Origin of the sequence: Pantanalinema sp., assembly GCA_036704125.1 — a bacterium.
Lineage (GTDB): Bacteria > Cyanobacteriota > Sericytochromatia > S15B-MN24 > UBA4093 > JAGIBK01.
The window spans coordinates 22,769-36,408 of the sequence record DATNQI010000070.1 but is presented as its reverse complement, the minus strand read 5'-3'; the positions used below and the strand labels follow the sequence as shown (position 1 = coordinate 36,408).

At 64.5% G+C, this 13,640-nt stretch carries 13 protein-coding genes; 4 read left to right on the top strand and 9 right to left on the bottom strand.

All coding sequences use genetic code 11. The annotated features are described in order from the left end of the window. Positions 1-103 precede the first annotated feature (103 nt). Positions 104-478: a hypothetical protein gene (locus V6D00_11525; GenBank protein HEY9899803.1), complete on the bottom strand. Its 375-nt coding sequence runs from the start codon at positions 476-478 to the stop codon at positions 104-106. A 218-nt stretch (positions 479-696) separates the two neighbouring features. Here V6D00_11525 and V6D00_11520 point away from each other — a divergent pair, with 218 nt between their 5' ends. Then, entirely contained in the window at positions 697-1,281 is a 585-nt protein-coding gene (locus V6D00_11520) for a hypothetical protein (protein HEY9899802.1), read from the top strand. Between the two features lie 83 nt (positions 1,282-1,364). Here V6D00_11520 and V6D00_11515 read toward each other — a convergent pair whose 3' ends face one another. From V6D00_11515 to V6D00_11485, 7 genes are all read right to left on the bottom strand, one after another. Beyond that, complete coding sequence (locus V6D00_11515) at positions 1,365-1,853, bottom strand: hypothetical protein (protein HEY9899801.1); 489 nt, start codon at positions 1,851-1,853, stop codon at positions 1,365-1,367. Positions 1,854-1,879: 26 nt separating this feature from the next. Beyond that, positions 1,880-2,290, bottom strand: a complete 411-nt coding sequence (locus tag V6D00_11510) for a hypothetical protein (GenBank protein HEY9899800.1) — start codon at positions 2,288-2,290, stop codon at positions 1,880-1,882. A 680-nt stretch (positions 2,291-2,970) separates the two neighbouring features. Continuing rightward, positions 2,971-3,525, bottom strand: coding sequence for a hypothetical protein (locus tag V6D00_11505; protein ID HEY9899799.1), 555 nt, complete (start codon positions 3,523-3,525; stop codon positions 2,971-2,973). Positions 3,526-3,851: 326 nt separating this feature from the next. Beyond that, on the bottom strand, positions 3,852-4,535 hold the full coding sequence (locus V6D00_11500; protein ID HEY9899798.1) for a DUF6338 family protein: 684 nt from the start codon (positions 4,533-4,535) through the stop codon (positions 3,852-3,854). 301 nt (positions 4,536-4,836) lie between these two features. Next, on the bottom strand, positions 4,837-5,661 hold the full coding sequence (locus tag V6D00_11495; protein ID HEY9899797.1) for a hypothetical protein: 825 nt from the start codon (positions 5,659-5,661) through the stop codon (positions 4,837-4,839). 175 nt (positions 5,662-5,836) lie between these two features. Continuing rightward, positions 5,837-7,558 carry a gamma-glutamyltransferase gene (gene ggt, locus V6D00_11490; GenBank protein ID HEY9899796.1) on the bottom strand — a complete coding sequence of 574 codons (1,722 nt, stop codon included), beginning with the start codon at positions 7,556-7,558 and terminating at the stop codon, positions 5,837-5,839. 11 nt (positions 7,559-7,569) lie between these two features. Further along, complete coding sequence (locus V6D00_11485; GenBank protein ID HEY9899795.1) at positions 7,570-9,321, bottom strand: ATP-binding protein; 1,752 nt, start codon at positions 9,319-9,321, stop codon at positions 7,570-7,572. Positions 9,322-9,442: 121 nt separating this feature from the next. Here V6D00_11485 and V6D00_11480 point away from each other — a divergent pair, with 121 nt between their 5' ends. Both V6D00_11480 and V6D00_11475 read left to right on the top strand, forming a co-directional pair. After that, the gene (locus V6D00_11480) at positions 9,443-11,050 is read left to right on the top strand and encodes a glycoside hydrolase family 3 protein (protein HEY9899794.1); all 1,608 of its coding nucleotides are present in this window, start codon (positions 9,443-9,445) and stop codon (positions 11,048-11,050) included. 26 nt (positions 11,051-11,076) lie between these two features. Beyond that, positions 11,077-11,475 (top strand): secondary thiamine-phosphate synthase enzyme YjbQ, encoded by a 399-nt coding sequence (locus V6D00_11475; GenBank protein ID HEY9899793.1) that lies wholly within the window; start codon positions 11,077-11,079, stop codon positions 11,473-11,475. 43 nt (positions 11,476-11,518) lie between these two features. On the opposite strand, the gene V6D00_11470 is transcribed toward V6D00_11475, so the two are convergent. After that, complete coding sequence (locus V6D00_11470) at positions 11,519-12,112, bottom strand: hypothetical protein (protein ID HEY9899792.1); 594 nt, start codon at positions 12,110-12,112, stop codon at positions 11,519-11,521. 272 nt (positions 12,113-12,384) lie between these two features. Here V6D00_11470 and V6D00_11465 point away from each other — a divergent pair, with 272 nt between their 5' ends. Further along, positions 12,385-13,542: an iron-containing alcohol dehydrogenase gene (locus V6D00_11465; protein ID HEY9899791.1), complete on the top strand. Its 1,158-nt coding sequence runs from the start codon at positions 12,385-12,387 to the stop codon at positions 13,540-13,542. Positions 13,543-13,640 lie beyond the last annotated feature (98 nt).

Below are 13,640 nucleotides of genomic sequence, written 5' to 3'. Positions count from 1 at the left end.
TCGCCACGGTCTGACGCCCATCCCCGCCACGTTCATGGCGGGGATGGGCGCGGCTTCAGCGAAGGCCGGTTGACGGGATCGCCCGGCGGGGCCAGGAAGACCCTCAAGCACCGGCCTGCAGGGGCTTCTTCTGGATGGCCAGGGCTTCGGTCACTTGCTCGTCGGTACAACTCCCCAGCTGCACCAGGATCTCACCCAGCAGACCGCCGACTTTCCCCTGGCGTGCGAGGGCCATTTCAAGCTGGGAATGGGTGATGATCCCTTCGAGCACCAGGAGCTGGCCCAGCTTGCACTGGGCTCGGTAGCCCTGGAGGGCAGCAAGCAGCTCCGGAAAGCTCAGGGCCTGCGTCTGCGTCAGGATCTCCCCGATCCGCAGGAAGGCATGATCCGCCTGGAAGGCGCGAGCCCTTTGCACGATCGCTTCTTCGACGAGGCCAGAGGCGATCAGGTAGCGGCTGAATTTTCCGTCGACGTCCACGCTTCGCCTCCTTGCTCGAGGGTGATCCCTTCGCAATTTACCACCCGAGCGCTGCTTCCAATCAACCGAGGGGTCTTGCCGCGGCCCGGCCGGGCGAGGCGGCCGAAAAAGATCCGGCGCGATCGGGTATGTAATTATCCTGTCGTATTCTCGCTGGGAAGCGCAGGGCTTTTCTTGATTGCTCCGCCTTTCCCCATCTTTGCCAGGGAGCGTACCCGTTGAAAGCAGCACCCTTCATTCTCACCCTCGCGTTTCTCGCCACAGGCGTCCTCGCGCTGCCCGCCCAGGCCTCGGTCCAGGCCCGCGCCGGCCTGGAGCAGGGTCTCAACCTGGGGCTCGGCATGACCGGCGCCGGCCTCAACGTGTCGGCCGGCCCGGTCACGCTCGGCGGCTCGGTGACCAGCGCCTCGGTCTACTACGGCAGCGTCGGTACCGCGCTGACTCCCTCGGCGCACCTGGTCTACACGGTGCGCGACACCGGAGCGATCGCCTTCGGCCTGGTCGGGGCCTACACGGCGGTGCAGACCTACGGCCCCCCCAAGCTCGACGGCACCGCGAGCGAGCCTCTGGTCATCCCGGTGGGCGAGGCGGGCCTCGCGCTCAGCTACCGCTACGACTTTCCGCACTTCTTCGGCCGCGCCCTGCCCATCACCTTCTCGCCCACCGTCACCTTCATGGCCGACGACAAGGGAATGGTGAAGTTCGGGCCGCACACCAGCCTCGAGGTCTCCGCCCGGTTCACCCCGGAGGCGGAGCTGACCCTCGGCGGCGGCACGATCATCGGGGTGCGTTTCCGGCTCTAAGGGGCGCCGGATACGCCCACGGGAGGTAGAGCCGAGAAGGCTGCGCAAAGCACCGTCATGGTTTAGTCGCTTCAAGACTGAGATTAGTCCTTTACCTCCTTCCAGGTTGTCATCAATGACTCATGGGTGGCTTTCACAAAATTTATCGCGAGCGTTTCTATCCTTTCGGTACTACTTCCGCTAAAGAGGAGGTAGTGTTTGAGTTCCCGGTGAAGTGCCTCGCCTGCCTCTCGTACCTTCTGGTCTTCTCTGGTTTGGATGAATGGAATCAAACCAAAGTAGAGCGTATCGAACTCTTTGGCTTTCTTTCGAATCGTGCTTTTCTTCAGTCCATTCGATGAGGCTTCGGCTATTTCCCCGACAATGGTGTCAGCATGACGATAGACTTCGAGCTTTTCTTGCCAAAATCTTCGCTTGAATTCGGTAGCGTCGGCGATGCGATTTGCAGTGTTGAACTGCCAGACCCCTACGAGGATGCCAAGCACCGTGATACACGATGGTAGGAGGCTGGTGATGGTCTTGATGATGTCTGGATCAGCGATTTTCGGGGGATCTGGTTGGTCATTCCTCATGGCGATACACATTTTTCTTGTGAAAGCTATTGGGATTCGTGCTTATAGAATTCGTCAACATTCTTTCCCCCGGCTGGAGCTGGTTTAGAGATGATCAAATATTCGCTTCTGCTGTCCTTTCGAGCTTGAACAAGGTAGGGGTTGCCATCTATCAGCACGGTCCAGTCAAGAGCTCCCTTCGCTCCGATTATCCACTTTCCCTGGGTTTTTATCGGCTTGCCATCCAGGCAGGCTTGCATTTCACACGTGCCATCACGGCGAAATTGTATTGATTTGTTGCAATTACCACCTGGTCCCCAAAAGACTCTACTCCCCACGTGATGCCAAACTTTTTTGCCGTCTCCAACCAGTTCTTGAAAGACGTCGTTTTTGGTGGGAAGTGGGATATCAATGGTTTTCGCGAGAAGTCCGGCAGCCAGGACAATGCTGCTCAGCATGAACTACCCCCTCATCTCCATCAATAGGGATTCACTCAATCAAAATATGCCATCAGGCGACGGATTTTTGTAAAGTGACTGCCCAATAGATCGATTAGTCAGAATCGACTTGGAAAGGTGACGGTCGATCCGTTAGCGACCTTTCCGATTGGGCCCTGAGAGCGTTCATGGGCCTGATTTCAAGAATTGATTCGAGGTTTGGCGGGTCGTTGACAGTTCGGCATATCGGGTAGGGGTAGACCAAGAATCGGCGGGATTGCCTGGTTCGTGCCCTGGTCTCCCGAGCGGATCCAACGCTCAGGCAAACATGACCCAATACTCGCGCATCCCGATACGGACCCGGTGAGCCCGCATCCGGTCGAAGCGCTTCAGCATGACGTGAGCCTTGAACCACGCAGCACTACGGTGATAGGCGGGACACGGTCATCCAATCAATAGGCCAGATCTGGGCAGCCTAACGTGAAAAATGCGCAGATTGCCACAGCAGATCCGACCCTAGGAGTAGACGGCGGGTTAATAGGCAAGCAAGACCAGCAACCACGACCATGAGGCGTTGTTATGGGAGCCCATGCACAGGTATTGCTTCAGAAGCAGGGAGACATTTTTTCGACGGTCGTAGGTCTCGCCGCCCTTTGAGGGGCCAAGAAGATGAAGCGCGAATACCACACCACCTTGAAGCGCTAACGGGGAACTCCGAAACCGGACATTCTATTCTTGTTCGCGGAGTAGATACGGAGGATGGGAACGCCGTTGGTGTTGTAGCCCGAACGCGCGTAGAAGTTGTCCAGGAGTCCGCCGCCGAAGTGCCAGTAGGTGGATCGGTCGTCACGGTACCTGCGAGGGACGGCGTACATCATCTTGCCCTCGTAGGAGCTGTAGTTGAACGCGCCGTCCGAGGTGATGCGCAGAATGCCGAAAGGGCGCGTCTCGCTGTCGCCGAGCTGATAGAGCTCCCAGGTGCCCGCAAGCGCTTGGTCGAAGGGCGTGGCGTTCTGGTCGCGCGCATCGTCGATGCCAAACCGGATGGATTTCACTTCGCCCTCTGGGTCCGGCTCGTTCCAGAGGCGAAGCAGCGATTGCCTGGTCGTGTTGATGAAGCTGGCGCTTCGAGAAGAGTTGCTGTGTGCCGTGGCGCCTCCGGCGTTATCGGCCTGCGAGGGGACCGTCGACTGCTGGGGACAGCCGACGACAAGCAAGCTGAGCGATAGGCCGAGAAGTGCATCCCTCGTTCGCATCATTTCCCCCTTTCTCGCCAATCAAGCGCATGGCGATCCAACCAAATTGGTGCACGCTGACTGAGGTTTATTTGAGTGATTTTTCTCGTGTCATACGCCAAGCAGGAGCGGTGTGAGGAATCGCCGCCTGGCCCATCCCTTGCTACGGCTTTCGCTTGGGACCGTCGTAATAGATGCTGGGTCCGCCTTCTGGCGTGCCATTGAAGGGGTGATTGTTATCAGGCTGGATACCCAGTTGACGCTGAAGACACTCGTTTGTTGCAGAGAGATCTCGTTCAGGAAGGGTGGCATGCGTCATGAGGCTCCCGCCCTTGAAACCGGGAGACCTACTGATTGAGTACCGGCGGTTTTCGATCTGGATGAGCGGTTTCTTGGACATGAGGCTCCTCCTTGCTGTCGAAGACGAACTCGACAGCCGCGATTCGGTCTCCCCGAACCCACATGCCGGCACTGTTTGGAACCGGATGCCAGCGCTCACCGTCATAGCGATAAGCTTCTTCGAGCACGAGATCCCGTTCCGCCGGGTCGGTAGAGGCGAAGGAGCGGCCCGAGAAAGCACCGCCCACCACCCCACCATCGGTCAAGATGACCTTCAGGAAAGCGGCTTGGTTGTCCTGGGCCAGTTGATTGAACTTGTAGTCCCAACCCACCGGGAACAGGATGTTGGGATTGAAACCGATCGCGCGCCAGAGAGGACCTTTTCGATTGCGAACGATCAGGTTCCCGATCAATAGCCCAATAGCGACCGGACTAACGAACATGATGAAAAACACGCTGAGCGCAATGACGGATCCATGGCCCCAAAGCCAGATGGTGGGTTTGTTTGCCAGTAAAACCAATAACCACGACCACACGGCGTAGTTCAATGACGTCAAGCTCAGATACTGGATCAGCAGCTGGGAGACATCCTTGGTGCGGTTCGAGACAAAGAGCGAGATGATCCAGGACAAGATGAAACCTGGCACCACAAAGAGCAAGGTATAAAGGGCGACCTTTTGATCGATTGCCATGGCCCCCTCACATCAACTGAAGCCGTTCTGTAGTGAAACCATCCCATCATTCTTGAATCCGGGATTCAAGCCTCAATCAAGACTTCGCAGCACTCAAGAGCGCAGAATAGTGAGGGATGCTGCGGCTCGACGCCTTCCGCCGGGAGCTCGCCGTGGCTGTCGGCCGGAAATGGGTGGCGTTCGAGCCGAGCGATGGTGCGCACAACGGCCGAGCGACGAGGCAAGACGAGGAAGGCCGGGATCCTCGGCGGCTCGACCTCGCGTTGCACGGGGTCCGCGCCCCCGGAACAAGCATCGGGGGTTATTCCTTGGCGAATGTAAACCAATTTTTCGAGCCGTTTTTGTTCCGCCAGTAAAAGACCAGGTTCCCCCCGTCGAGGGTCGCGCGCCCCCCATCCCAAGCAGAGAGAGGTCCCGTAAAGGTAATGATGTTTCCGTTCACCGCATAAGTACCGTTACCATTGCCGTTGTATACGTAGGTGCCATCCGGACGAATGTCGATGGTTCCTACGGTCGATGCGGTGCCATACCACAGCCCAACGAAGGCGGAACGACCGACAGTGGCTTGCGCCGCAGCAGATCCCTTTCCAGAATAGGGTGCAAAACCGTCATTTACAGGGTCGATCTTGATTCCGCTGACCTGATCTCCTGCGTAAGAAAAGATGAGATGGTATTGATCGTAGATGAAGTCGTATTTGTGGTTGAATGTTTTCATGACCTCGTTCATTCCGCTGCCGATTCCAATGCCGGAATTGAGCTTGATGTTTTCTTTCAGGGTGAGGTGCCAGATTGACTTGTTCTTGCCTCCGCAAATGACGGTGAAGTCTCGATAGCCGAAGGTTCCATCGTCCCACGTGACGTACGTTGGTGGACCGAAACGTTCTATGATGTCACTCTTTGTCATGGAGAGAAGAAGGCCGTTAGAAAGAGGCTCGACGAGGTTTCCCTGAGGGGAATTAAGTTGCGTGCTCAGTAGAGAGGCCGCCTCACCGTTTTTTATTTGAGGGCCGACAGCAACTGCCATCGTCAGAAGAACCAGCAAAACGCTGCCTAGCTTGAGAATCTTCATGCAATTAATGGCCTCCATCTCGCCAAAAAACACGATAAAGAACAAAATGATCGCCATCCTTGGAATCAGGAGTTGGCCATGGCGATCGCTTGCGATTTGCTACGGTACGCTCTCGTGATCCTCGGGACGATGCTTGAACCCACAAAATAATTGGGTGGGGCTACGTCGTGTTGAAGCGGTCATTCGGGGCTTGATCTACTTGTGAACCAGGACACCGGTTCCTGCCTCCTTGCTAGTACCCCATGGACGTCCCGCCGCGGCGCGGATCGGCGTAGCCCTCGCGCTCTGCGCCCGGCGTCACGGCGACGGCCTTGACGTCGCCGATCGAACTCGACGCGATGTGAACGTGGTGCCCCATTTCCTCGAGGGCCTTGAGGGTGCCGGGAACAAAGCCGCCGGCCTCGACCTCGATGCGCTCGGGAAGGGCCTGGTGGCGGAAGCGGGGCGCGTTGATGGCCTCCTTGAGGTTCATGCCGTAGTCGATCACGTTGATCAGCACCTGGAGGAGGGTGGCGGGGATGCTTGCCCCACCTGGCGTTCCGAGGACCATGAACAGGCGCCCCTTCGGGTCGAGGACCACGGTCGGGGCCTTGGACGTGATCATTCGCTTGCCGGGAGCGATCGCGTTCGGTTCGCCCTGGGCCAGGCCATAGAAATTGGGGGTACCCGGTCTTATGGCGAAGTTGTTCATCACGCCGTTGAGCAGGACCCCCGTGCCCGGAGCGACGACCCCCGAGCCGAAAGCGTCGTTGAGGGAGGTGGTGTTGCTCACGGCGCCGCCGTGTCGATCGACGACCACGTAGCTGGTCGTCTGGGGCGGCTCAGCCAGCTGGCCCGGTCGCAGGGAATTCTCCGGAGTCGCGCGCCGGGGATCGATGCTTGCGCGGCGCCGGGCCAGGTAGGCGCTGTCCAGCAGCTCGCCGATCGGGACCGCGGAGAAATCGGGGTCGCCGATGTAGGTGTTGCGATCGGCGTAGACGCGGCGCTCCACCTCGGCGAGAAGGTGGATCATCGAGACGGAGTGAAAGCCGATCCGCTTGAAATCGTCGTGCTCGACCATCTGGAGCGCGGCGAGGAGCACGAAGCCGCCCGCGCTCGGCGGAGGCATGGTGGCGACGGTGTACCCGTGGTAGCGGATACTGAGGGGAGGCCGCCACCGGGTCCGGTATGCGGCGAGGTCGCCTTCGCTCAGGATGCCGCCGCTGCGCGCCATGTCCGAGGCGATCGCCTCGGCCACCGGCCCCTTGTAAAAACCGTCGGGACCTCGCTCGGCGATCAGGCGTAGGGTATGGGCGAGCTCGGTCTGGACGAGCCGGGATCCGGCCCGGCGGGGTTTGCCCCGGTCCAGGAAGATCCGCGCCGCTTCGGGGTTTTTCCGGAGCAGGGCGGCGCGATCCTCGAAGGAACGGGCCAGGGCGGCATCCACCACGAAGCCTTCTCGGGCCAAGGCGATCGCCGGTTTGAGCAGCTCGGCCCAGGGCAGCTTGCCCTTTTGACGGTGGGCTATCCAAAAGCCGCGGACCGTTCCCGGCGTGCCGACCGCCAGGTGACCGTGCAGGCTGCGCTCCTCTCCGTCGGCCTGCGGGCCCATGAACATGTCGTGCCGGGCCTCGGCGGGCGCCGTTTCGCGGTAGTCGAGGCCCTCGAGGCCGCCTTCGGGGTCACGGATCATCATCAGGCCGCCGCCACCGATGTTGCCGGCTTCGGGCCACGTGACCGCCAGGACGAAGCCGATGGCAACCGCGGCATCGACGGCGTTCCCGCCGCGCTTCAGGATGTCGACCCCGATCTTGCTGGCCAGGGGAGACACGGTGCTGACCATGGCATGGGCCGAGCGCGCGGGCTCGCCCTCCATGGGATAGGGCCACTCATTCGGCGTGCCGAGGTCTGCCGCCTGAGCGGAAATGCCGCAGGCCAGGAGCGCAGCCGAGGCGAAAAGGGTGATTCGACGCATGGTCTCGCTCCTCATGAGAGGGTGGCAGCCTGCGACCGTCGGGCGGTGGTGGGCAAGGTGAACCAGAAGGTCGTGCCCTTGCCCTTTTGGCTGAACACCCCGATGGTGCCGCCGTGGGCCTCCACCAGGGCCTTGCTGATGCTCAGCCCGAGGCCGGTGCCCCGCTCGCGCCTGCCCGCCTCGAGCTGGGCGAAGCGCTGGAACAGCTTGGGCAGGTCCTCGGGGGCGATCCCGATGCCGGTGTCCTGGACCTCGCAGTGGAGCCGCTGCCCCTCGCGGCGGGCCCGGACGGTGATGCGGCCTTCTCGGGGGGTGAACTTCAGGGCGTTGGCGATCAGGTTGGTCAGGACCTGCTGGATGCGCTGCGGGTCCATCGCGAGCGTCAGGTCCCCCGGCGCGAGCTCCACCTCGAGCCGGACTCCCGCCTCGGCGGCCCTGAGCCTGAGGGCGCGCACCGCCTCGCGGATCTGCCGGCCGAGATCCGAGGGTGCGAGGTTGAGGCGGAAGGTGCCCGCGCTGATCCGGGCGTTGTCCAGAAGGTCGTCCACCAGGCGCTCCAGCTGGAGGCTCGCGGCCCGGATCTGCTGGACGTACTCGCCCTGCTGCGCGTTGAGCGCGCCAGCGGTGCCCTCCTCCAGGAACTCGCTGTAGCCGAAGATGCTGGTCAGGGGAGTGCGCAGCTCGTGGGAGACCGACTGGAGCAGCTCGTCCTTGAGCCGATCGAGCTTCTTGGCTGCGGCCGCCTCGGCGCGACTCGCCTGCTCTTCGCCCTGGAGCCGCGCGCGCTCCGCCTCCAGGGCGTGCTGCTGGGTGACGTCGAGCATGATCCCCCGCAGCTGGGTGGGGCGGCCGCTCTGGTCCGTGAGGACCCGGACGTGGTCGTTGATCCAGAGCGTGCGACCGTCAGCGCCGATCATCCGGTAGCTCAGCCGGTGGTCCCGGCCCGCATCGGTGCTCTCCTGGCACTGCTTGACCACCGCTGCGCGATCGTCGGGGTGGAGGTGGCTCTGCCAGAACCCGGGCAAAAGCCACGCCTCGCGCGGGTAACCGAGGATCGCCTCGGCCTGCTTGCTGACGAAGGTGAAGGCCAGGGTGCCCGGCTCCCCTTCCCAGACGATGCCGTCCACGTCGTCGAGCAGCGAGTGGTAGCGATCGCGCGCGCGCGCGGCCTGAAGGTAGAGCCGCGCGTTGTCGAGCGCGTCGGCGGCGCGCTGGGCGAGGATCTCGGCGACGAGCAGGTCCTCCGAGGTGTAGGGATGATCGCCCTTCGAGCGAAAGAGGCTGATGGCCCCGAACAGATCCCCCCGGGCGCTCATGGCCACCGAGATCAAGGAGCGGGGCGAGAGGCGCCGCAGCAGGGCGAGGTGATCCTCGTCGAGGGCGATGCCGTCGAGGAAGGAGGGGAGAAGCTCGGGAATGAAGAGAGGCTTGCCCGTGCGCAGGACGACGGAGACGCCCTCCTCTTTCGAGAGATCGGGGGGGAAGCGGCGCAGCTCCTCGGTGAGGCCCTCGAGGCCGGGGTCGGAGTGGACCGCCACGATCCGCCGGAGGCCGCCTTCCTCGAAGAGGTCGATCAGGCAACAGTCGGCCAGGCTAGGGACCGCGAGCCGGGCGACGCTCCGCAGGGTGGTCATGGTGTCGAGCGAGGACGAGAGGATCCCGCCGGCGTGCACCAGGAACCAGAGCCGCTCCAGCGACACGTCCTGCTCACCGTCGAGGAGCGGGCGCTGAAGGTCGTCTGGCGGGCTCGGCGACGGGACCATGAGTCATTCCCCCTCCACGGGATCGTACGGACCCGAGCCGGTACGAACAAGAGACGAGGGGTTGTTCCCGCTTGTGTGGGGCGCTTTTTTTTGCGAAGATCGCCTGGCGAGAGGAGGGCGCATGAGCGAGCGATGGACGGCGAAGGACCTGAGCCTCGACGCGGCGGTGGGACAGCTCGTCTGTCCGACCCTCTTCGGCGCCCAGCTGGGGGATCGGCCCTACCACGCCGAGGCCGTGGCCCTCGAGCTCGAGCGCTACGGCTGGGGCGGCTACATCCTCTTCCACGCGGGGCAGGCCCAGACGCGCGAGCGACTCGCCGCGCTGAGGGCCGCGAGTCGCCTGCCTCTTTTGGTCGCTGCCGACATGGAGCACGGAGCGGGCCAGCAGATCGAGGGGCTGAGCGCCTTTGCGCCCGCGATGGCCTTCGGGGCCGCCGGTGCCCCCGAGCTCGCCTACCGCCTGGGCGCCTGGACCGCGCGCGAGGCCCTCTCGGTCGGGGTCAACTGGGTCCTCGCCCCGGTCGCGGACGTGACCGTCGACCCCCTCAACCCGATCATCGGCATCCGCAGCTTCGGGGGGGATCCCGCGCGCGTGGCCGAGATGGTCGCGGCCTTCGTCCGGGGCTGCCAGGACCAGGGGGCCCTCGCCTGCGCAAAGCACTTCCCGGGCCACGGCGACACCGGCACCGACTCGCACACCCGCCTTGCGGCGGTGATGGCGCCTCGCGCGCGCCTCGAGGCCGTCGAGTGGCCGCCCTTCCGCGCGGCGATCGCAAGCGGCGTCGCCTCGATCATGTCGGCGCACCTGGCCCTGCCGGGGCTCGGGATCGACGGCCCCGCCACCCTCAGCCGCGCGGCGATGACGGGCCTGTTGCGCGAGGAGCTGGGCTTTACGGGCCTCATCGTGAGCGACGCGCTGCTCATGGGTGGCATCACCACCCTGGCGACCCCGGCCGAGGCCGCGGTCCAGGCGGTGCTCGCCGGCTGCGACGTGCTCCTGATGCCGCCGGATCCCTGCGCGGCCCACGCGGCGCTGGTGTCGGCGGTCGAGGACGGTACGCTCGGCGAGGCGCGCGTCTACGAGGCGGCCGAGCGCGTCCTTTCGGCCAAGCGCCGCCTGGCCGTCCCGGGCGCCCCCGCGCCCCGGGGCGCCGCCAGGGACCTTTCGCTGCGCGTGGCCCGCGAGGCCCTGACTCTCGCCAAGGGTGAGCAGGGCGCGCCCCTCGCCAAGGGGACGCTCTGCGTCGGGGTGGACGACGGCGCCGATCCCTCGCGCCTTTCGGCGTGGCGCCGTGCCCTCGATGCCCACGGCCTTGCGCGCCACACGATCGTCTCGCGTGACACCACGCCCAGCCAGTGGGAGGCCTTGATCCAGGAGGCCGAATCGGCGCCGGGTGTGCTCGTCGGCGTCTTCTCGCCCATCCGGGTCAGCAAGGACCGCAGCCTGCTCACCGAGGACCTGGTCTCCCCCTTGCGGGCGATCGCCGGTCGGGCGAGCACGACCGTGGTCTCCTTCTCGAGCCCCTTTCTGGTCGCGCAGCTCCCCGAGGCGCAGCGCTGGGTGCTCGCCTACGGCGCGGAGCCCGAGCAGATCGAGGCGGCGATCGACGCCCTCGGCCGGGGCCTGCCGCTGCCTGGCACCCTCCCCGTCACCCTGCCGCTCGAGGTGCCGACACCGGCCGCTCGGGCCTTCGACGAGCGCCCCCCGAGCGGCCCCGCCTTCGCCTGAGGCCGCGCGATCGCAAGGATCGAACGATGCTTGAAACCCTGGTCGTGAAGACCCATGCCCGCGAGCAGCTGCTCGACCTTTCGGCCGAGGTGCGCGCGGTGCTCGCGCGATCCGGCGCGCGCGAGGGCCTGGTGGTGGTCTACAGCACCCATACCACCGCCGCGATCACCCTCAACGAGAACGCCGATCCGGACGTGCCCCGAGACATGCTCCACTGGCTGCGCCAGCGGATCCCCCAGCACGGGGAGTTCGTTCACGCGGAGGGCAACTCCGACGCCCACCTCAAGACGAGCCTGTTCGGCGTCTCCCAGACGGTGGTCGTCCACCAGGGTCGCCTGATGCTCGGGCGATGGCAAGGGATCTTCCTGGCCGAGTTCGACGGGCCGCGCACGCGCGAGGTGCTCGTCAAGGTCGTGGCGTCGTGAAGAAGGCGGCCGGGCACACGCCCGACCGCCTCCACGGGGTCGCTTACCGCAGGATGGTCCCGGTCCTGAGCGCGTAGACGCCGGCGTAGGGGACGGTCATGCTGTAGGAGTAGGGGGCGTAGAGGCTGCCGTAGCCCTGGTAGTACGGGTAGTAGTAGCGCCCGCTCCAGTAGGCGGCGTACGGGGCCCAGTAGCTGTTGCTCTGGTTGTAGACGTAGGGGTAATAGCTGATATAGGGCAGCGAGGCGTCACCGACGCTCATGAAGCGGTAATCCAGGTTGGATCCGGCCATGGCGCTCGCGTCCCCGTGGCCCCAGCTCATCGCCTGGCCCTCACCCGCACTGACGCGATAGCCCGCGTGGCGCACGTCCGCGAGCAGCGGGGCCCGCAGCTTCTCGGCAGGTAGCTTCACGAGCATCCGCTCGGCCTGTTCGTTGCTGATTTGCTTGGGGAGCGCCTGCATCATGCGCTCGAAGCCGGCACGATCCAGGCCCTGCACGCTGCGCTCGGCGCTGAGCACAGGAGCCGGCGCCCGTGACGCGCCTCCGGGCGTCCCGCTCGGCGGTGCCGCCTGGCAACCCGCCGCGGCGATGCCGCAGGCCAGCGCGAGATACGTCCCCATGGTTCTGCGAGTCATCCTGTGCTCCCTTCCGGCCTGGCGGCCGTCAACTCCAACCCCGTTCGGGCGGCCCCGATGCTAAGGGGGGCTCGCGGCGGCGCACAACGCGCGCTCTCTGGCTAGGGTGGCGGCCTGCCGAGCTCCCGAAAACCCGACGGGGCCGGAGCGCGGGCAAGTCGCGTCGCTTCCTTGTCCAGCAAGATGGCCAGTCTTGGACCGATCCTTCGGCATGCGCGAACGGTTCGTGGGATAATGGGACTTTGCAAGAGCACGAAGGGAGCAGCGAGCCCATGGAGAACTTCACGTTTCAGAACCCGGTCCGGGTCCACTTCGGCAAAGGACAGATCGCGAAGCTGACGGGCGAGATCCCGGCCGGCACCAAGGTGCTCCTGACCTACGGCGGCGGCAGCATCAAGGCCAACGGCGTGTACGACCAGGTCATGAAGGCGCTCGCCGGTCGCGAGGTCATGGAGTACGGCGGCATCGAGCCGAACCCGAGCTTCGAGACCCTGATGCCCGCGGTCGAGCTGGTGCGCAAGGAGGGGATCGACTTCCTCCTCGCCGTGGGCGGCGGCTCGGTCCTCGACGGCACCAAGTTCATCGCCGCGGCCGTGAACTTCGAGGGCGACCCCTGGGACATCCTCGCCAAGGGTGCCCGCGTCGCCTCGGCGCTGCCCCTCGGCGCGGTCCTGACCCTGCCTGCGACCGGCTCGGAGATGAACGGCAGCTCGGTCATCACCAGGCGGGAGACCCGCGAGAAGCTCGCCTTCTCGAGCCGCCACGTCTATCCCCGCTTCTCGATCCTCGACCCCGAGACGACCTTCTCGCTGCCGCCGCGCCAGGTCGGCAACGGCATCGTGGACGCCTTCGTCCACACCACCGAGCAGTACCTGACCTACCCGGCCGATGCGCCCCTGCAGGACCGCATGGCCGAGGCGATCCTCTCGACCCTGGTCGAGGTCGGCCCCAGGACCCTTTCGAACCCCACCGACTACCAGGCGCGCGCCACCTTCATGTGGAGCGCCACCATGGCCCTCAACGGGATCATCGGGGTCGGCGTGCCGCAGGACTGGGCCACCCACTCCATCGGCCACGAGCTGACGGCCCTGCACGGCCTGGACCACGGCCAGACGCTCGCGGTGGTGCTGCCCGCCATCCTCGAGGTCAAGCGCGAGCAGAAGTCCGGGAAGCTCATCCAGTACGCCGAGCGCGTCTGGGGGATCCGCGAGGGCGACGACGAGACGCGCATGCGCGAGGCGATCGCGAAGACCCGCGCCTTCTTCGAGTCGCTCGGGGTTCCAACGCGCCTGGCTGACTACGGGGTCAGCGCCGAGACGATCCCCACGATCGTGGATCGCATGGAGCGTCGCGGCGAGGTGGCCCTCGGCGAGCGCGAGGACATCGGGCCCTCGACGGTCAGGGAGATCCTGGAGGTCTGCTGCCGGTAGCGGGTGGCGGGCGAAAAAAGCGCCCGCCCCTGCGCCCTTGCGGCCAAAATAGCAGCCAAGCGGAGGACGCGGGTCTTCCGGTACCATGGCCCCGATTC